Raw genomic sequence first — 18,838 nt, 5'->3', positions numbered from 1 at the left:
AACCGTAGGCTGGGAGTCAAGCAGCGCAGGCAACCTCCGTCGCGATTCGACGGAGGTCCTGCCCAATGGCGATCGCGACACGTGCCAGGCGCGGCCTGACCCGGCGCCAGCTTCTGATCCGTTCAGCTTCGACTGCCGCACTCGCAAGTCTCGGCACCCTCGCAAAGCCCTATCTCAGCCGCGCCGCCGATCGCCCGCAGCTTCGGTGCGGAACTCAATCGGGCGACGTCTCCAGCGATGCCGCCGTGATCTGGTCGCGTGCCGACCGGGCCGCGCGGATGCGGGTGGAATGCGCCGCCGACGAAAATTTCAGAACCATTTTGCGCACGGCTTCCGCGGACGCGTTGCCGTCGTCCGACTTCACCGCAAAGCTCCTGCTCGACAGCCTGCCGCCGGGACAGGACATCTTCTATCGCGTGCGCTTTGAATCGAGCGATGGACTCGCGGGCGAGGCGAGGGGCGGCCGTTTCCGCACGGCGCCGGTGACGCGCCAATCGATCTCCTTCGTCTGGTCCGGCGATACTGTGGGGCAGGGCTGGGGCATCGATCCCGCCCGCGGCGGCCTGCGCAGCTACCGCACCATGCTGGAGAACCGTCCCGATTTCTTCATCCATTCCGGGGACCACATCTATGCCGATTGCCCGGTGCCGTCAGAGTTGCCGCTGCCGGACGGCACGCTCTGGCGCAACATCGTCACGGAAGAGAAGTCGACCGTTGCTCGCAGCCTCGAGCAGTTCCGTGGCAACTACAAATACAACTGGTGTGATGCGAACTTCCGCGCCTTCCATGCGGAGGTGCCGATGTTCGCGCAGTGGGACGACCACGAGGTTTGCGATGACTGGTCGCCGATCGGCAGCGCGGATGAGACCGGCTATGCCGAGGACGGCTCGTCGCGTCTGGTGGCGCGGGCGCGGCGCGCGTTTCACGAATTCATGCCGACGCGCGCTATCCTATCGCAGGACGGCCGCGTCTATCGCAGGATCGCCTACGGCCCGCTGCTCGACGTCTTCCTGATCGACATGCGTTCTTATCGCGACTCCACCTGGAACAAGGGCGAGGGCCGCGACAGCTTCATCCTCGGCAAGGCGCAGCTCGCGTGGCTGAAGCGCGAACTGGTCGCTTCCAACGCCACCTGGAAGGTGATCGCCGCGGACCTGCCGATCGGCCTCATCAGCCTGGATGCGGTCGCGCTCGGCGACGGTGCGCCGGAGCGGCGCGAGCATGAGATCGCCGATCTGTTGTCCTTCATGAAGCGCGCCGGCGTCCGCAACACGGTCTGGCTCACCGCCGATATGCATTACACCGCGGCCCATCATTACGATCCGAACCGCGGAGTATTCCAGGATTTCGAGCCGTTCTGGGAATTCGTCTCCGGCCCGCTGCACGCCGGCACCTGGTCGCCCGGCGTGCTCGACAACACGTTCGGCCCGAAGGCGATGTATCAGAAAGGCTGCAGCGCGGAGCAGGGCGACAACCTTGCCCCGTGCTTCGGCCTGCAATTCTTCGGCCGCGTCGACATCGACGGCGACAGCGAGGTCATGACGGTCACCTTGAAGGACGTCGACAACCGCGACCTCTGGTCGGTCGACATTGAGCCGCGGCCGGATGCGCGGCCCGGCGAGATCATGGCCGAGCATATCTGACTTTGCCGCCACCTTCCGACCTCATCCCGAGGAGCCGCGAAGCGGCGTCTCGAGGGATGGGCCGCGGGTGTCTCACTCTCCGTCATTCCGGGGCGCGACGAAGTCGCGAGCCCGGAATCCATAGGGCCGCATGCACAGGCGGGGACATGGATTCCGGGCTCATCGCTTCGCGATGCCCCGGAATGACGAGAGAAAATTCACCAGCAATTCCAAAGTGATTTGCCCCGTCCAGTCCTCGCGCAAAAAACATTTCGCTTTCGCCGTCGGGCAAATCAGTGATTTAACTCCGCGCGTCTCACCCAGATGAGGGGCGGATCGCGATCGTCACGAACGTTGCGGTGAGATGCGGTGGACGCGGCTGTTGCGACAGACGAACGCAACATCCGCGGACGGCGAAGTCGTGTGGTTCTGGCGCCCCGACGCTGGCGCTAAGTTTTTTGCGCAAACAAAATTTGCGCGAGAGATGACGGTGGCAAGAAAGCCCGGTCACCGGGAAGAGCACGAAGTAAGCCGTAAACCACTGCGCAGGGAAAGCCGGAGTTGCTTCGGTTGACCTGTGGTCCTACCCCCGTGCTTTTTGTTGCACGGGGCCCACGGGTGCAACCGGCACCCGGCTTTCCCTGCGCCCTCTGTTCGATGAGGGTGAAACGAGACGCAAACCTCGGGCGCAACGCGCCGCGAGAATGCAGAGTCACATCCTCCCGCTGTTTGACATTTGAATCCGAACCTGTCCCCACGTCGTCCCGGCCTTGAGCCGGGACCCATAACCACAGGCCTTTGTGATGCGCTCCGCTGCAACAACTTGCTGGCGTCACAACACCTCCCTGTGGTTATGGGTCCCTGCTTTCGCAAGGACGACATCGTAGGATGGGTAGAGCGCAGCAAAACTCATCATTTTCAGCAAGCATGGCTCAGAATGCGTTCAGCCCTGCGCGCGCTCGATATTGCCGCTGCGTGTCGGCACGCCGAACTCGCGACGGCACACTTCGGCGAGCACGGCCACGCCTTCGCGGATCTGCTGATGCGACGGGCTTGCGAAGCACAGCCGCAGCCGGCTGCCGGACCAGGCCTTGTTGGTCGACCATTCCGGTCCCGGGTTGATGGAGACGCCGGCGGCGAGCGCTGCCTGGTAGAGTTTCAGCGTATCGACATGATCCGGGAGCTTGACCCAAAGGAAGATGCCGCCCTTCGGCTCCTCGAACTCCGCCACGGTGCCGAACTGCTCGCCCAGCGCCTCCATCAGCGTATCGAGCTTGGCGCGCAGGCCGCGCGTCAGCTCCGGCACGTGGGTTGCAAAATGCGGCGTGCAATATTCGGCGAGCACCATCTGCTCCAGCGCGCCGGAGCCTGCATCGGTCTTTAGCGCCAGCATCCGCGACATCACCTCCCAGGGCGCGACGATGAAGCCGACGCGCAAGGCGGGCGCGATGGATTTCGAGAACGAACCGATATGGATCACGCCTCCCTGCTGGCTCATGGCGTAGATCGCAGGCGGACGCTTGCCGCTCCAGGTGAGGTCGGCGTAGCAATCGTCCTCGAAGATCGGTACGCCATAGTCGCGCGACAGCTTCAGCATCTCGGCGCGGCGGCTCTCGGGTAGGATCGTGCCGGTCGGGTTCTGCACGGTCGGGATGGTGTAGATATATTTCGGCGTGACGCCGCGCCGCTTGTGGTCGGCGAGCGCGGCCGCCAGCGCGTCGATCCGGATGCCGTCCTGGTCGAGGGGAATACCGACCGCATTGACGCCGAGCCGCGTGAGCCGGTTCAGCGAGCCCTGATAGGTCTCCTGCTCGATCAGCACCGTGTCGCCCTTCGCAAGCAGCGTGTGGTTGACGAGGTCGAGCGCCTGCAGCGAGCCGGAGACCAGCAATATGTCGTCGGCCGTGCAATCGATGCCGGCATCGCGCTTGAGCTTTTGGGTGAGGAATTCGCGCAAGGGCCGATAGCCCTGCGGGCCGTGGGCGAGGTTGTAGGTCGCGAGCGCCTTGCCCTCGCGCTTCAACACCGCATTGACCGCCTCGATCAGCCCGTCGACCGGAACCCCGTCCGGATCGTTGTTGCCGCCGACGAAGCTGTATCTGGCAAGCCCGGTCCATTTTGCGGCCGGCGCCGGCAGGCCGGCAGGCAACAGCGGCGTGAAATCGAATTGGGTTGAGGCGGACATGGACATTCACTCCCGTGTTGTTGTCGTTGAGAAGGCCAAGAGAAAGTCGATGGCCTTCCTGCTAGTTCTTGCCGACGATCCTGATCGGTCGCCCCTGGCTGATGAAGGCATAATGCCCCGGGCCGACGCTGCCAACCATCAGCGCTTCGACCGCGGGTTCGGCGATCTCGCCGGTTGCGGCCCAGTCCACCACGAAATTGGCGCCGGTGCCGCCGCGCACGTCGGACGTGGCGATGAAGACCTCGATGGTCGCAAGCGGCTTCAGCGCAATCGGCGCCTTGAGGTAGCTTTCAACCAGCTTGCCTTCGGTGTCGAAATAGGCGATCCGCTTCAATATCAGGGGCTTGGTTTCGGAGGTGTTGTGGACACTCAACGTCACCGAGAAATCGGCCCTGAGCCTGCCTTGGCTCATCGAGACACTGGAATAGACTGGGACATAGAACGAGCCGGAGACAGCGGGATTCTCGATGGGAACAGCCGTCAGCGAACCCGCAAAACCCTGCTCGATGTTGCCAGTTTGTGCCGTGCAGGGACGGGATGCGATCAACGATGCCAGAATCGCGAAAAACAGGCTAAGGGCGCGGATGTGACAGATTGCTCGTTTGACCCCCGTGCTTGGGTCTCTAGGTTGCGACGAGGAGAAGCCCCAAGACATGCATGAACTTATAGGTGATATTACTTTAAGCATCCTGTTCGCCTGGGTGCTCGGCCTGTTAGCTCATTTCTCCCGGCAGCCCCTGATCCTGGCCTACCTTATCGCCGGGTTTTTCATTGGTCCATTCGGCACGGGCTGGGTCAAGTCCCAGGAATCGATCAGCGTCATATCCGAGCTCGGCCTGATCTTCATGCTGTTCATGATCGGGCTCGAGATCGACCTGAAGAAGATCGTCCGGGCCGGCAAGGTGATCCTGTTCGCGGCCGGCGGTCAGCTCCTGGGCGGCTGCCTGCTCGGCATCCTGTTTTTCGTCGGCATCGGGCTGTCGATGGGCGGCGGCGGGAAGTTCGACGCGCTTTATCTCTGCGTCGCCTGCGCGCTCTCCTCGACCGTGATCATCGTCAAGGTGCTCTACGAGAAGCGCGAGCTCGATACGCTGCCCGGCCGCATCACGCTGGGCGTGCTGGTGCTGCAGGATATCTTTGCGATCCTGTTCCTGGCGGTGCAGCCGAGCCTCGACAATCTCCAGGTCGGCATCATCCTGCTTTCGATCCTGCGTGTCGGCGTGCTGGTGGCGACGGCGCTGGTGCTCAGCCGCTACGTGTTGCCGCGGCTGTTCCAGCAGATCGCTCGGCGCCCCGAATTGATCCTCTTGGGCGCGCTCGCCTGGTGCTTCCTGATCGGCGAGGTCGCCGAACGCCTGCATTTGTCACGCGAGATGGGCTCGCTGGTTGCCGGCGTATCACTGTCGACCTTCCCCTATGCGCTCGACGTCACCGCCAAGGTGACGACCCTCCGCGATTTCTTCATCACGCTGTTCTTCGTCGCGCTCGGGATGACCATTCCGGTTCCCGGCCTTTCGGTGATCGGGCTGGCGCTGGCGATCGCGGCGTTCACCGTGGTGAGCCGCCTGGTCACGACGTTCACGCCGCTCTATCTGATGAGGCAGGGCTTGAGGGCCAGCCTGCTGCCGGCGATCAACCTGGCGCAGATCTCGGAATTCTCGCTGGTGGTGATCCAGACCGGCGTCGCCGCCGGGCACATCTCCACGGCGACGTCGAGCGCGGCCTCCTTCGCCTTCGTGGTGCTGGCGGTGCTCAGCACCTTCGTGATGACCAGGAGCGGCGAGATCACCCGTTCCCTGATCGGGCCGCTCAAGCGGATCGGGCTCCACGACCTCGACCAGGGGCACCCTGCGGAAGGGGGCGGCGAGGGCGGCCACGGCGAGAGCCGCCGGATCGTCATCCTGGGCTTTTTCCGTGCCGCAAGCGCCCTGCTCAGCCAGATCGAGCGGCAGAACGAGGCGCTTCTGGAGCAGATCAGCGTCATCGATTTCAACCCGCTGGTGTTCAGGACCTTGAAAGATCGCGGTCTGCAGGTGATCTATGGTGATATCAGCAATGTCGATACGCTGGTGCATGCCGGCATCGGCAAGGCCGAGATCATCATCCTGAGCGTGCCGGATTCGCTCCTGGTCGGCGCCAACAACGAGAAGCTGGTCCGCCACGTCCGGAGTCTCAATCCGACCGCCAAGATCGTCGCGACCGCCGATCTCCTGGCCGACGTGAACGATCTCTACGCCGCCGGGGCCGACTACGCGATGGTGACGCGGCTCAGCGATGCGAAGGAGCTGTTCTCGGTGATCGAAGCGGCGGATGCCGGCCTTTTGGAAGAGAAGCGCGCCGAGATGGATGCGCAGCTCGCCGAGCGCCGCGAGGTGTTGCCTTGAGGCATAGTGCGACTAGGTCGAGCTGCTGCGGCAATGGAGATGTGCTCCCTCTCCCGCTTGCGGGAGAGGGCCGGGGTGAGGTGTCTCCGCGATGGGACTTTCCGTGTGGAGAGAACCCTCACCCGCCGCGCTTCGCGCGTCGACCTCCCCCGCAAGCGGGGGAGGTGCAATTAACCTGCGGATTGATGCTGGCGTGGGCTGCCGGTTCCGGCTAATGCACTGCCAGCACAAAGCGAGATTTTGAGACATGGCCGATACGATCCAGGAAGTGTTGCAAGCCTTTGCGAAGGGTGAACTCGTCGTCGTCACGGATGATGATGACCGGGAAGGCGAGGGCGATCTGATCGTCGCGGCCTCGCTCTGCACCGCCGACAAGATGGCCTTCATCATCCGCCACACCTCCGGCATCGTGTGCGCGCCGATCACCACCGACGACGCGAGGCGGCTGCGGCTCGACCCGATGGTCGCACACAACGATTCCAGCCATACCACCGCCTTTACCGTCTCGATCGACTACAAGCCCGATGGCGGCACCGGCATTTCGGCGGACGAGCGCGCCTCCTGCTGCCGCGCGCTGGCCAATCCCAACGCCGGCGCCAATGATTTTGCCCGGCCGGGCCACATCTTCCCGCTGATCGCGCGCGACGGCGGCGTGCTGCTGCGCTCCGGCCATACCGAAGCCGCGGTCGACCTCTGCAAGCTCTCCGGCCTGCCGCCGGTCGGCGTCATCAGCGAATTGATGAACGACGACGGTTCAGTGATGAAGGGCGAGCAGGTCGCCCGTTTTGCCGCCGCCAACAACCTTAAGCACGTCACGATCGCCGACCTGATCGCCTATCGCCAGGCCCGCGAGAAGCTGATCGAGCGGGTCGCGACGTTCACGACCGACAGCCCGATCGGCCCGCTGCAGGGCTATGCCTACCGCTCGCCCTTCGACGAGATCATGCACGCCGCCTTCGTCTATAACGGCATCGGCGACGGCAAGAATGTGCTGACGCGGCTGCACAAGCCGAACATCGTCAAGGACATCTTTACCGGCGGGGCGCGCATGGAAGCCGTTCTGCGGCAGTTCAAGAAGGCCGGCCGCGGCGTGCTGGTCTATCTGCGCGATGGCGCCGCGGGTGTTCCCGTTGAGCCCGTCGGCACGCAGACTGCGGAGGCCGATCGCAACCGGCAATGGCGCGAGGTCGGTGTCGGCGCGCAGATCCTGCGCGATCTCGGCGTCACCTCGATCCGCAACCTCACGTCATCCGTGCACGACTACAAGGGATTGTCCGGTTTCGGTATCGAGATCGTTTCGAACGAGAAGCTTGAGAGCTAGATGCCGTCATTCCGGGAACCCAATGCAATTGCGCTTCTACTCACGGCGCTTTAATTTATCGGACAATTCCGAAACGATGCGAAAGGGATTTTCATGAGCGTGCGCCCTCAGGCCAAGGACAAGCCGGCAGCGGCTTCTTTCCAGTGGGATGATCCGTTCCTGCTCGATGACCAGCTCACCGAAGACGAACGCATGATCCGCGACACCGCGCGCGCCTACGCGCAGGACAAGCTGCTGCCGCGCGTCATCAACGCATATCTCGAGGAGAAAACCGACCGCGACATCTTCAACGAGATGGGCGAACTCGGGCTCATCGGCGTGACGCTGCCGGAGGAATATGGCTGCGCCAATGCGAGCTACGTCGCCTATGGCCTCGTGGCGCGCGAGATCGAGCGGGTCGATTCCGGCTATCGCTCGATGAACTCGGTGCAGTCCTCGCTGGTGATGTACCCGATCTATGCCTATGGCGATGAGAACCAGCGCAAGAAATATCTGCCCAAGCTCGCCACCGGAGAATGGGTCGGCTGTTTCGGCCTGACCGAGCCGGATGCGGGTTCCGATCCCGGCGGCATGAAGACCCGCGCCGAGAAGGTTTCGGACGGCTACCGGCTGACCGGCAGCAAGATGTGGATCTCGAACGCGCCGATCGCCGATGTCTTCGTGGTGTGGGCGAAGTCGGCCGCGCACGACAACCAGATCCGCGGCTTCATCCTGGAGAAGGGCATGAAGGGCCTCTCCGCGCCGAAGGTCGGCGGCAAGCTGTCCTTGCGTGCTTCGATCACCGGCGAGATCGTGCTGGATGGCGTGGTGGCGCCGGAGAGCGCGCTGCTGCCCAATGTCTCCGGTCTCAAGGGGCCGTTCGGCTGCCTCAACCGCGCCCGCTACGGCATCTCCTGGGGCGCCATGGGCGCCGCGGAGGACTGCATGCACCGTGCGCGGCAATATACCCTCGACCGCAAGCAGTTCGGCCGCCCGCTTGCCGCGACACAATTGGTGCAGAAGAAGCTCGCCGACATGGAAACCGAGATCGCGCTCGGCCTGCAGGCCTCGCTTCGCGTCGGCCGGCTGATGGACGAGGGCAAGATGGCCCCGGAGATGATCTCCATCGTCAAGCGCAACAATTGCGGCAAGGCGCTCGACATCGCCCGCATGTCGCGCGACATGCACGGCGGCAACGGCATCCAGATCGAGTATCACGTGATGCGCCACGCCGCGAATTTGGAAACCGTGAACACCTATGAGGGCACCCACGACGTCCACGCGCTGATCCTGGGCCGCGCGATCACCGGCATCCAGGCGTTTTCGTAATGGTGTAGAGGGGCGCGAACGTGGCCCCGCATAGCGCCGTCATCGCCCGCGAAGGCGGGCGATCCAGTACTCTGCGGCATCTCGATTTCTTTTCCGTGCCGGCGACTACTGGATACCCCGCCTTCGCGGGGTATGACGGACGTGGATAGGAAATCCCCATGGCCGACAACGACGACATCCCGTTCAATCGCGATTTTCCGCTGCAGCCCGGCGTGGTCGAAGAAGCCCGCCCCGGCGTGCGGCGCGTCCTCTGCAACAATCCGAGCCCGTTCACCTTCACCGGCACGGTCAGCTACATCGTGGGCAAGGGCAATGTCGCGATCATCGATCCGGGTCCGGATGACGAAGCGCATGCCAGGGCGCTCTTGGATGCCGTGCGCGGCGAGACCGTGACGCATATCCTGGTCACCCACACCCATCGCGACCATTCGCCGAACACCGCGCGGATCAAGCAGGCAACCGGTGCGCCTGTTTATGCCGAGGGTCCGCACCGCGCCTCGCGGCCGCGGTTCGAGAGCGAAAAGCATAATCCGGAGTCCGGTGCCGACCGCGACTTCAGGCCGGATATCGAGGTCAAGAACGGCGACGTGATCGAAGGTTCCGGCTGGGCGCTGGAGGCGGTGGCGACGCCGGGCCATACCGCCAATCACCTCGCGTTTGCCTGGCCGGAGCGCGGCATCAATTTCGTCGGCGATCACGTGATGGGCTGGTCGACCTCGATCGTGGCCCCGCCGGACGGATCGATGATCGACTACATGGCGTCGCTGGAACGGCTGGAGCAGCGGCCCGAGGAACTCTATTTCTCCGGCCATGGCCCGGAAATCACCGAAGGGCCGCGCTACGTCCGCTACCTGGCGCGGCACCGGAAGGCGCGCGAAGCCTCGATCCTGCATCGCCTCGCCAAGGGCGAGACCGATATCCCGACCATGGTGCGGGCGATCTATATCGGCCTCGATCCGCGGCTAACCGGTGCCGCCGGCTATTCCGTGCTGGCGCATCTGGAGGATCTCGTTGCGCGGGGGATCGTCACGACCGACGGGGATCCGGTGATCGGGGGAACGTACCGGTTGGCGTGAGGAGAAAATGACGGATGGGACGGCCCATCCGCCATTCGCTGTCGCGTCAGTGTGTCACCAGCGGGCACCCGCCCTTGTCGAGCGGACGGAACGCTTCGTCGCCGGGCACGGTGGCGAGCAGCTTGTAGAGGTCCCATTCGCCCTTGGACTCCGAGGGCTTCTTCACCTCGAACAGGTACATGTCATGCACCATGCGCCCGTCGATGCGGATCTTGCCATTCTTGGCGAAGAAGTCGTTCACCGGCGTCGCCCGCATCTGCGCCATCACCTTCGGCGCCCCGTCGGTGCCGATGGCCTCGATCGCCTTCAGGTAATGCATCGTCGCCGAATAGAGCCCGGCCTGGATCATGGTCGGCATGTGCCCGACCTTCTCGTTGAAGCGCTTCGAGAAGGCGCGCGTCTCGTCGTTCATGTCCCAGTAGAAGGCGTCGGTGACGATCAGGCCTTGGGTGGCCTGGATGCCGAGCGAATGGGTGTCGGTGATCTCCTGCAACAGCGCGATCATCTTCTGACCGCCCTGGGTGAGGCCGAATTCGGCGGCCTGCTTCAGCGCGTTGGTGGTGTCGCCGCCGGCGTTCGCGAGCGCCACGACCTTGGCCTTCGAGGCCTGCGCCTGCAGCAGGAAGGAGGAGAAGTCGGAGGTGTTGAGCGGGTGGCGCACTTCGCCGAGCACCTTGCCGCCGCTCTCCTTGACGACGTTGGCGGCGTCGCGTTGCAGCGCCATGCCGAAGGCATAATCGGCGGTGACGAAGAACCAGGTGTCCTCGCCGCGCTTGACCATCGCCTTGCCGGCGACATTCGACAGCGCATAGGTGTCATAGGTCCAGTGCACGGTGTTGGGCGAGCAGGCGACGCCGGTGAGGTCGGATGAGCCGCCGCCGGAATTGATGTTGATCTTGTTCTTCTCGCGCGTCAGCGCCGAGATCGGCAGTGCGACCGAGGAGGTCGGCACGTCGAAGATCGCGTCGACCTTCTCGTTATCGTACCAGTTCCTGGCGATCGCGACGCCGACATCCGGCTTGTTCTGGTGGTCGGCCGAGACCACCTCGACCGGCTTGCCCTTCACCTTGGCGCCGTAATCGGCAACCGCCATCTGCACCGCGGCGACCGAGCCCTTGCCGGTGGCATCGGCATAGAGGCTGGACATGTCGGTGAGCACGCCGATCTTGACCACGTCGTCGGAAATCTGGGCATTGGCGGCGCCGCTGGAGGCGGCAAGCGCGAGACCCGCCGCAAGGGCGGCCGCAAGCGATTTCATCGTTTCTTCTCCCTGGCTTCTTGTTAAGGGCTTTGATTAACGCCGCCAGTTCTATCCGGTGCCATAGAAGCGGCAAAGCACAAGACTGCGAACAAGGCGCAGGGGAGGTCTGCGCGATGCGTGAATGTGCAGACCGACCTCCCCCTTTTCAAGGGGAGGTGAACTACAGCGCCGGGAGCTTGCTGATGGAAACGTCGATCGCGCCTTCGGTTTCCACGATCACGCGCAGCGTCTTGGAGTCGAAGGCGATGCCCGCGAGTCGCAGGCTCGTGATCTCGGTCGAAACCTTCACGCCATCGTCGTTCTTCTGGTAATCGGCGATCGCGGCGGCGAGCTTCTCGCGCGCGTTGCTCGCGAACGGCTTCAGGTCGACGGTCATCTTCTCCGCGAGTGCGCGCTGCAACTGCGGCACCGCTGCGCGCGCCGCAGCGCCCAGCAGGCCGAAGGCGGCCTCGGATTCGACCGCCAGCTCGATATCTGTCAGCCGCACGATCTGTTGCGCCTGGTCCAGCACCGGCCGTCCCCAGATGTGCACAGTGGCCTCGGCGCCGAGGCCGAAGAAGCTCTTCTTCTCTTTCGCGCTCACCAACAGCGAGATCAACAGGCGATCGCCGGAGGCCGCCACGCTCGCGTGCTTGACCGTGACGTCGACGGGACCGGAGCCGTCCTCCGGGAAGGTCTTGCCGGCGAGCTGCGCTTCCAGAAGCTTTGTCAGCGACACAAAGGACATGTCGACGGGCATGCCGATGCTGACATGGCCCGGTGTCTGCGGTCCGATCGTGATCGTCGCTGGGAACGGGCAGTCCGGCTTGGTCGGCGCCTCGGTGATCCGGGTCTCGGCTTCGATGCCGAGCGTCAGCGTCACCGCGGACGCGTCGACACGCGGCTGCGCCGCCAGCGCACGGATCGGGCGAAGCTCCAGCCACAGCGGCGGCATATTGGCGATGGCACCCGCGCCTTGCAGCGGGATCGAGCGGCAGGCTTTCGCCCATTGTGCCCGTGCATTCTGCTCGAAGGTTGGGTCGTTGCGCATCCGCGTCGAAGCGGCGTTGAGCTGCTCGGCGACGGTCTTGTCGATCAGCGGCTTGACCTGCGCCGGCACGTTGACGCGGGCGCCCGCGACCGAAAGGCTGGTGTCGCCGAGATTGACCTGTCCCTGCAGATTGGGCTCGATGCGCCAAGCCGCGGCAAGCCGCGGCCGCGAGGTGATGACCACATTGCCCCTGATCTCGGCATTCGCATTGATCTGCTTGATATTGATGCCGCCGATCTGCTTGGCGGCATTGGCGCCGAGCAGGCTGCCGAGCGCGTCGCCGATCGCGCCCGTCGCCTTCGCCGACAGCGAGCCCGTGACGTTCAGCATGCCGGTCAGCGGCGTTGCGAGCGACAGCACGTCCTGCGCCCCTGTTGCCGCGATCGGCCCGCGCGAAGCGGTCCAGCCGATATCGGCATTCTCCAGGATCTGCTGCACTGGATTGTCGGCCTTGCCGCCGAAATTCTTCGGCGTGCCGCGGTCGGCGGCCTCGCGGATCGCCGACAGCGCAACGGCGACGGGCGCCATCACCACGGAACTGCGCGGCGCCGGTGGCAGCGGCGGCAATTCGGCAAGCGGCGGTGCTGGCACAGCGGCGCGCGGCGCCAGCCAGTCCATAGCCTTCAGGCTGAGTAGGAACGACGCCGCAATAACCGCTGCGCCGATCAGTATCGTCTTCGGATGCATCGGCAGACGCATCATTCCCCCAAATCGAGAAGAACCCCCGATTCGCTTATTATAGGGAAGGCGAAAGATGCGCCAGTGAGGCGGATCGGTGTCCGCGCTGCGGCGTTTCTGGGCCGGGCGGTCGTGATGTTACTTGGTTAAACGGTATGCCCGCGGGTTCACCTCTCCCGCTTGCGGGGGAGGTCGCCGCGTAGCGGCGGGTGGGGGTTCTGTCCCCACGGATGGCCCCATCGTGGACACACCCTCACCCCAACCCTCTCCCGCAAGCGGGAGAGGGAGCGCGACCACCGTGGCTATCGCAAAAACGAAACGGCTCCGGCGGGTACCGGAGCCGCTTTCGAATTCGCTCTTGTGCGATCAGCGGACCGTCGTACCGAGATCGGCGCGACGGTCGGTCATCGGCAGCACGATCACCTTGGTTCCGACGTTGACCCGGGAATAGAGGTCGATCACGTCTTCGTTGGTCAGCCTGAGGCAGCCGGACGAAACGTGGGTGCCGATCGTCTCCGGGGCGTTGGTGCCGTGGATGCGATAGACGGTGCCGCCGAGATACATGGCGCGGGCGCCGAGCGGGTTGCCGGGGCCGCCGGCCATGTGGCGCGGCAGATAGGGCTGGCGGGCAATCATTTCCGGCGGCGGGGTCCAATCCGGCCATTCCGCCTTCCTGGTGACGGTCTGGACGCCGGACCAGGTGAAACCATCGCGGCCGACGCCGATGCCATAGCGGATCGCCTGGCCGTTGCCGAGCACATAATAGAGATAAGTGTGCGGGGTATCGATGATGATCGTGCCGGGCGCCTCGCGCGTCGCGTAATTGACCACCTGGCGGCGCAGGCGCGCGGGCAGCTCGAACCGGTCCTGACCCTGCGGCGGCTGAGCCTCGACCGAAGGCGGCGGGGCGGCTTCGGTCGGCGGCGTCATGATGAACGGGAAGAACGGTAGCGGCGCGGCCGCGCTCGATGCGGAAAAGCCAATAGTGCCAATCGCCAGCGCGCCCAAAGCGGCGGCGGCAAGACGCGCGTTTCGCTTAATGGAATTAAACATTGTCGACCCCTGTCTGACTACGCCCTGTTGCGCCGTTTGTGGCGCGTCGTTGACGCAATCCAGTACAGGTCAAGCGTTTCGGGACGTTTGCACGAAATCGCCAAAATGGTTTCGTGGGGGTAAGGAATTGTTTCGTTAAGATTTCGTCGCTGCATTTCGTCGCTGCGCCGGGCTGCCCAACCTACGTCCTTGACTCGCCGTTTGCGCAGCGGGCAAAGTGTTGGTGCAATTAGAAGAAAAACAAACGCATCAGGCAGAAAAGGCCTGTTGCGGCAGGGAGTTTAAAAATGAAGCCATTCTTGAAATGGCTCGCAGCCGCGAGCATTCTCGGTCTCGGTATTTCCGCCCAAACCGCTTTAGCCCAGCAGCCCATCCGTATAGGTGTGCCGACCTCCATCCAGCTCCAGGTCGGGCGTGACACCCAGAATGCGGCGAAACTGGCCGCCGACGAGATCAATGCCAAGGGCGGCGTTCTCGGCCGCAAGCTCGAGATCGTCGTTGCCGACGAGACCGAGAACCCCGAGCAGGGGATCGCCGCGATCAAGAAGCTCACCGCCGACGACAAGGTCGACGTCCTGATCGGCGGCTACACCTCTGGCGTCACGCTGGCGCAATTGCCGCACATCTCCCGCGCCAAGACCATCTATATCGGCGTCGGCGCAGCATCGCCCGCGATCACCGCGAAGGTGAAGGCCGACTACGACAATTACAAATATATATTCCGGGCCTTCCCGGTTAACGCGGCGCACCAGGCCCGCGCGCTTGTCGACTTCATCAACGGCAAGCTCAAGGGCGACATGAAGTACACCAAGATCGCGATCGTCGGCGAGAACGCGAAATGGGTGCAGGATCTGGTGCCGATCCTCAAGAAGGGCGCGATCGACGGCGGCACCGAGGTGAAGCTCGCGGAATTCTTCGACACGTCGACCGCGGACTTCTCGCCACTGTTCGCCAAGGTCAAGGACAGCGGCGCGCAGTACCTGATCGTGATCCTGTCGCACGCTTCTTCGGACGTGTTCGTCAAGCAGTGGCATGATGCGCAGGTGCCGATCCCGATCGGCGGCATCGACGTCAAGAGCCAGGATGCTGACTTCTTCACTCGCGTTGGCGGCAAGGCCAACAGCGAGACGGTCGGTATGTTCGCGATCCGCGCGCCGCTGACGCCGAAAACCATTCCGTTCTGGGATGAGTTCGTGAAACGCTACGGCACCGCGCCTGTTTACACGGGCATCGGCGCCTATGACGCGGTCTACGTCTATGCCGATGCGGTCGCCCGCGCCAAGTCGACCGAAGCCGACGCCGTCATCAAGGAACTCGAGAAGACTGACCATGTCGGCATCGCCGGCAAGCTGGTGTTCGACGAGTTGCACGACGTCAAGGCCGGTCCAGGTCTGCAGAATCTGCTGTTCGTGCAGTGGCAGCCGAATGGCGAGCGCGTCGTGGTCTGGCCGAAGGAATCGGCCACCGGCAAGATGATCGCTCCGCCCTGGATGAGCAACTGATCGCGTCTGTTTTCGCTGGGCGGCCGGCCCGCTTTGGTGTGGCCGGTCGCCCCGACTCGCGACGTTCGACAGGGATAGCATGCTTGAAATTCTGATCTATGGCGCGGTGTCGAGCGCGATCTACGCCATGCTCGCGGTCGGCTTCACGCTGATCTTCGGTGTGGCGCGGATTCTCAACCTCGCGCATGGCGCGTTCTACGCGCTCGGCGCCTATGCGGCCTATGTCTTCACCAGCCTGTTGCAGTGGCCATTGTTCATCGCGGCGCCGCTCGCGGTGCTCTTGGTCGCGCTGTTCGGCGTGCTGATGGAGCGTTTCCTGGTCCGCCCGCTGCGCTATTCGCAGCTCGCGGTCTTGATGATCACGCTCTCGGTGTCGCTCGCGGTCGAACAGGGGCTGTTCATCACCTTCGGTTCCGAATACCGCAACGTGCCGTCCTTCGTGGCGGAGAAGATCTCCATCGGCGGCGTCGACATCGGCGGGCAGCGCCTGCTTGCTCTGATCGCAGGCGTGCTGGTGCTTCTCCTGCTGTGGCTGTTCATCCAGCGCACGCGGCTTGGGGCTGCCATCCTCGCGGTGTCGCAGGATCCGGAGGCCGCGCAATATATGGGCATTCCCACCAACCGCATCTTCTCGGTCGTGATGGCGATCTCGGCCGGCACCGCGGCGCTCGCGGGCGTGCTGGTGTCGCCGTTCCTCACGGTCCAGCCGACCATGGGATTGCTGCCGATGGTGAAGGCGTTCGCCATCGTCATCGTCGGCGGGCTCGGATCGATCCCCGGCAGCATCCTGGCCGCGCTCCTGCTCGGCTATTCCGAGACCATCGTCGCCTATCTCATTTCGTCCTCCTGGACCGAACTGGTGTCGCTGGTTGCCGTCGTCATAACGTTGATGATCAAGCCGTCCGGATTGCTCGGCCGGCGGGCGGCGTTCTGATGAAACAGCTTTCCATCGTCGACCTTTCCGGCGCCGTCGTCATCGTGGCGCTGCTGGCGCTCGCGCCGGTGCTGCTCAACAGCAACTACTTCACCGGCGTCCTCACCGTCTGCGTGATCTACGCGATCTGGGCGGCGAGCTGGGACTTCATGTCCGGGCTCACCGGGCGTGAGAACTTCGGCCACTCGCTGTTCATCGGCGCGGGCGCCTACACCGCGGGCTTCCTCGCCACCGTCTGGTACGCCAATCCCTGGTACAGCCTGCCGACGGCGGTGGTGGTCGCGGTCGCCTTCAGCCTGATCGTCGGCTTCCCGACGCTGCGGCTGCGCGGGCCGTATTTCGCGCTCGCCATGCTGTCGGCTTCCGCGATCATGCAGCGGCTCTGCCTGATCTTCTGGGAGTATAGCGGCGGCGAGGAAGGGCTCTACGGCCTCGATCCGCTGATCCAGTCGCCGCTGCATTACTACTGGTTCGTGCTGGCGATCCTGGTCGCCGCGGTCGCAATCCTCACCGCGCTGGCGCAATCGCATTGGGGGCTGCTGCTCCGTGCGATCCGTGGCGACGAGGCGACCTGCCAGGCCGCAGGCATCAACGTCACCTTCTACAAGATCGCCTCATTGACGATCAGCGCGGCCTTTGCCGGCCTCGGCGGCGCGCTGTACGCGCACTACCAGTTGCAGGTGAGCCCGCCGCTGTTCTCGGTGGTGGTGTCGATCACGGTGATCATCATGGTCTATGTCGGCGGCATCGGCTCGATCTATGGTCCGGCTTTAGGCGCGATCATGCTGACGCTCTTGACCGAGCTGCTACGCACGTTCGGCGAATACCGGCTCTGGGTCTATACGCTGACCTTGATGCTGATCCTGTTCTTCCTGCCCAACGGGCTGATCGCGCCGCTGTGGCGGCGGCTGACGGAGCGCTTCCGATGAGCGCCATTCTTGAAGTGAAGGACCTCTCCAAGCGCTTCGGCGGCCTCACGGCAACGAAGAACGTCAGCTTCTCGCTCGAGCCTGGCGAGCTCACCGGCATTCTCGGACCGAACGGCGCCGGCAAGACCACGCTGTTCAACCTGCTCACCGGCTTCATCGCCGCTGACACCGGCAGCGTCCTGTTCGAGGGGCAGGAGCTTCGCGGGCTGGCGCCGCACAAGATCGTCAACCGCGGCGTCGCCCGCACCTTCCAGCTCACGCGGCCCTTCCTCGGCATGACGGTGCTGGAAAATGTCGTCGTCGCCTGCCTGTCGCCGCGCGCGCGCGACGCGCACGACAAGGAGGCGCGTGCGCAGGAGCTGCTCGACCAGGTCGGCCTCGGCGCCAAGGCGCGCGAGCCGGTCGAGACGCTGCCCTATGGCGACCTCCGGCGGCTGGAGATCGCGCGTGCGCTTGCGACCAAGCCGAACCTGTTGCTGCTCGACGAACCCTTCGCGGGGCTCGGCAGCAGCGAGATCGAGCCGCTGGCGCAACTGATCAGGCGATTGCACCGCGAGCAGAAGCTGACGATCCTCTTGATCGAGCACAAGCTGCGCGAGTTCATGGCGCTGGTCTCGCGCGTGATCGCAATCGATTTCGGCGAGATCATCGCGATCGCGCCGCCGGCCGAGATCGTGCGCGACCCTCGCGTGATCGAGGCCTATATCGGGAAGACGGAGGCCGCGCATGCCTCTGCTTGAAGTCGCGGATCTCAGCGTGCGCTACGGCAAGGCGCTCGCCGTCGAGCAGGTCAGCGTCACCGTCGACAAGGGCGAACTGGTCGGCGTGCTCGGCCCGAACGGCGCCGGCAAGACCACGCTCCTGAAAGCGATCTCGCGCGCGATTCAGTCGACCGGCACGCTGAAATTCAAGGGCGAGACGCTGGAGCGGCTGCCGCCCTACGACGTCGTCGCCCGCGGCATCTGCCACTGCCCGGAAGGGCGGCGGCTGTTCCCGGAATTGTCTGTGCTGAAGAACCTGCAGCTCGGCGCCTATCTCCGCAGCAACAAGGCCGAGATCGCCGAGGACCTCGAACGCGTGTTCGCGCTGTTCCCGGTGTTGAAGGAGCGCCAGCAGCAGCAGTCGAGCACGCTGTCGGGCGGCGAGCAGCAGATGGTGGCGATCGGCCGCGCCATGATGGGCCGCCCCGAATTGCTGCTGCTCGATGAACCCTCCGTCGGCATCGCGCCGCGGCTGAAGGGCCTGATCTTCGACGCCATCGAGAAGATCAGGAAGGACGGCACCGCGATCCTGATCGTCGAGCAGGACGCCACCGCAACCTTGCGCATCGCCGACCGTGTCTATGTGCTCGAGCACGGCCGCACCGTGCGCGAAGGCCGCGCGAAGGAACTCGCCGGCGACGAATATATCCGGCAGGTCTATCTGGGTGTTTGAGCGGCTCCCTCTCCCGCTTGCGGGAGAGGGCCGGGATGAGGGTGTCTCCGCATCGGGACTCCCCGAGTGGAGAGAGCCCTCACCCGGCGCTATGCGCCGACCTCTCCCGCAAGCGGGAGAG

The 18,838-nt window shown here is 64.3% G+C and carries 15 protein-coding genes; 10 read left to right on the top strand and 5 right to left on the bottom strand.

The features are described from left to right. Nucleotides 1–65 precede the first annotated feature (65 nt). A complete protein-coding gene (locus ACVJGD_RS18420; protein ID WP_456635677.1) occupies nucleotides 66–1,643 on the top strand; it encodes an alkaline phosphatase D family protein in 1,578 nt (525 codons plus the stop codon). A gap of 922 nt (nucleotides 1,644–2,565) precedes the next feature. Here ACVJGD_RS18420 and ACVJGD_RS18415 read toward each other — a convergent pair. Further along, a complete protein-coding gene (locus ACVJGD_RS18415) occupies nucleotides 2,566–3,807 on the bottom strand; it encodes an aminotransferase-like domain-containing protein (RefSeq protein WP_456635676.1) in 1,242 nt (413 codons plus the stop codon). Nucleotides 3,808–3,868: 61 nt separating this feature from the next. After that, entirely contained in the window at nucleotides 3,869–4,354 is a 486-nt protein-coding gene (locus ACVJGD_RS18410; RefSeq protein WP_456635675.1) for a DUF3124 domain-containing protein, read from the bottom strand. A gap of 106 nt (nucleotides 4,355–4,460) precedes the next feature. Between ACVJGD_RS18410 and ACVJGD_RS18405 the strand changes: the two genes are divergently transcribed. The 4 genes from ACVJGD_RS18405 (at nucleotide 4,461) to ACVJGD_RS18390 (ending at nucleotide 9,896) form a co-directional block, all read left to right on the top strand. Further along, on the top strand, nucleotides 4,461–6,191 hold the full coding sequence (locus tag ACVJGD_RS18405) for a cation:proton antiporter domain-containing protein (RefSeq protein WP_456635674.1): 1,731 nt from the start codon (nucleotides 4,461–4,463) through the stop codon (nucleotides 6,189–6,191). A gap of 247 nt (nucleotides 6,192–6,438) precedes the next feature. After that, entirely contained in the window at nucleotides 6,439–7,512 is a 1,074-nt protein-coding gene (ribB, locus tag ACVJGD_RS18400; protein ID WP_456635673.1) for a 3,4-dihydroxy-2-butanone-4-phosphate synthase, read from the top strand. Between the two features lie 93 nt (nucleotides 7,513–7,605). Beyond that, nucleotides 7,606–8,820 (top strand): acyl-CoA dehydrogenase, encoded by a 1,215-nt coding sequence (locus ACVJGD_RS18395; RefSeq protein WP_456635672.1) that lies wholly within the window; start codon nucleotides 7,606–7,608, stop codon nucleotides 8,818–8,820. Between the two features lie 158 nt (nucleotides 8,821–8,978). Beyond that, nucleotides 8,979–9,896, top strand: a complete 918-nt coding sequence (locus ACVJGD_RS18390) for an MBL fold metallo-hydrolase (RefSeq protein ID WP_456635671.1) — start codon at nucleotides 8,979–8,981, stop codon at nucleotides 9,894–9,896. A 46-nt stretch (nucleotides 9,897–9,942) separates the two neighbouring features. Here ACVJGD_RS18390 and ACVJGD_RS18385 read toward each other — a convergent pair whose 3' ends face one another. The 3 genes from ACVJGD_RS18385 to ACVJGD_RS18375 form a co-directional block, all read right to left on the bottom strand. Beyond that, nucleotides 9,943–11,154, bottom strand: a complete 1,212-nt coding sequence (locus tag ACVJGD_RS18385; RefSeq protein WP_456635670.1) for an ABC transporter substrate-binding protein — start codon at nucleotides 11,152–11,154, stop codon at nucleotides 9,943–9,945. Between the two features lie 163 nt (nucleotides 11,155–11,317). Further along, a complete protein-coding gene (locus ACVJGD_RS18380) occupies nucleotides 11,318–12,886 on the bottom strand; it encodes a DUF4403 family protein (protein WP_456640286.1) in 1,569 nt (522 codons plus the stop codon). Between the two features lie 345 nt (nucleotides 12,887–13,231). Continuing rightward, complete coding sequence (locus tag ACVJGD_RS18375; RefSeq protein WP_456635669.1) at nucleotides 13,232–13,918, bottom strand: L,D-transpeptidase; 687 nt, start codon at nucleotides 13,916–13,918, stop codon at nucleotides 13,232–13,234. Nucleotides 13,919–14,205: 287 nt separating this feature from the next. Between ACVJGD_RS18375 and ACVJGD_RS18370 the strand changes: the two genes are divergently transcribed. The 5 genes from ACVJGD_RS18370 (at nucleotide 14,206) to ACVJGD_RS18350 (ending at nucleotide 18,717) form a co-directional block, all read left to right on the top strand. Then, a complete protein-coding gene (locus ACVJGD_RS18370; RefSeq protein WP_456635668.1) occupies nucleotides 14,206–15,420 on the top strand; it encodes an ABC transporter substrate-binding protein in 1,215 nt (404 codons plus the stop codon). A 79-nt stretch (nucleotides 15,421–15,499) separates the two neighbouring features. Then, entirely contained in the window at nucleotides 15,500–16,354 is an 855-nt protein-coding gene (locus ACVJGD_RS18365; protein WP_456635667.1) for a branched-chain amino acid ABC transporter permease, read from the top strand. Further along, a complete protein-coding gene (locus ACVJGD_RS18360; RefSeq protein ID WP_456635666.1) occupies nucleotides 16,354–17,283 on the top strand; it encodes a branched-chain amino acid ABC transporter permease in 930 nt (309 codons plus the stop codon). Before ACVJGD_RS18365 ends, ACVJGD_RS18360 begins: the two co-directional genes overlap by 1 nt. Continuing rightward, complete coding sequence (locus ACVJGD_RS18355; RefSeq protein ID WP_456635665.1) at nucleotides 17,280–18,023, top strand: ABC transporter ATP-binding protein; 744 nt, start codon at nucleotides 17,280–17,282, stop codon at nucleotides 18,021–18,023. The genes ACVJGD_RS18360 and ACVJGD_RS18355 overlap by 4 nt, the downstream gene beginning before the upstream one ends. Then, complete coding sequence (locus ACVJGD_RS18350) at nucleotides 18,010–18,717, top strand: ABC transporter ATP-binding protein (RefSeq protein ID WP_456635664.1); 708 nt, start codon at nucleotides 18,010–18,012, stop codon at nucleotides 18,715–18,717. Before ACVJGD_RS18355 ends, ACVJGD_RS18350 begins: the two co-directional genes overlap by 14 nt. The last annotated feature ends 121 nt before the right edge of the window (nucleotides 18,718–18,838 follow it).

The sequence above is a fragment of the Bradyrhizobium sp. USDA 10063 genome (assembly GCF_054063735.1).
Note: the sequence above shows the minus strand (reverse complement) of the source record. Positions and strands in the feature narration are given on the sequence as shown.

Bases quoted from the DNA above. Each gene is read 5' to 3' on its own strand.
- ACVJGD_RS18420 (WP_456635677.1), top strand. From the start codon at position 66: ATGGCGATCGCGACACGTGCCAGGCGCGGCCTGACCCGGCGCCAGCTT.
- ACVJGD_RS18415 (WP_456635676.1), bottom strand. From the start codon at position 3,807: ATGTCCGCCTCAACCCAATTCGATTTCACGCCGCTGTTGCCTGCCGGC.
- ACVJGD_RS18405 (WP_456635674.1), top strand. From the start codon at position 4,461: ATGCATGAACTTATAGGTGATATTACTTTAAGCATCCTGTTCGCCTGG.
- ribB (WP_456635673.1), top strand. From the start codon at position 6,439: ATGGCCGATACGATCCAGGAAGTGTTGCAAGCCTTTGCGAAGGGTGAA.
- ACVJGD_RS18395 (WP_456635672.1), top strand. From the start codon at position 7,606: ATGAGCGTGCGCCCTCAGGCCAAGGACAAGCCGGCAGCGGCTTCTTTC.
- ACVJGD_RS18390 (WP_456635671.1), top strand. From the start codon at position 8,979: ATGGCCGACAACGACGACATCCCGTTCAATCGCGATTTTCCGCTGCAG.
- ACVJGD_RS18385 (WP_456635670.1), bottom strand. From the start codon at position 11,154: ATGAAATCGCTTGCGGCCGCCCTTGCGGCGGGTCTCGCGCTTGCCGCC.
- ACVJGD_RS18380 (WP_456640286.1), bottom strand. From the start codon at position 12,886: ATGCGTCTGCCGATGCATCCGAAGACGATACTGATCGGCGCAGCGGTT.
- ACVJGD_RS18375 (WP_456635669.1), bottom strand. From the start codon at position 13,918: ATGTTTAATTCCATTAAGCGAAACGCGCGTCTTGCCGCCGCCGCTTTG.
- ACVJGD_RS18370 (WP_456635668.1), top strand. From the start codon at position 14,206: ATGAAGCCATTCTTGAAATGGCTCGCAGCCGCGAGCATTCTCGGTCTC.
- ACVJGD_RS18365 (WP_456635667.1), top strand. From the start codon at position 15,500: ATGCTTGAAATTCTGATCTATGGCGCGGTGTCGAGCGCGATCTACGCC.
- ACVJGD_RS18360 (WP_456635666.1), top strand. From the start codon at position 16,354: ATGAAACAGCTTTCCATCGTCGACCTTTCCGGCGCCGTCGTCATCGTG.
- ACVJGD_RS18355 (WP_456635665.1), top strand. From the start codon at position 17,280: ATGAGCGCCATTCTTGAAGTGAAGGACCTCTCCAAGCGCTTCGGCGGC.
- ACVJGD_RS18350 (WP_456635664.1), top strand. From the start codon at position 18,010: ATGCCTCTGCTTGAAGTCGCGGATCTCAGCGTGCGCTACGGCAAGGCG.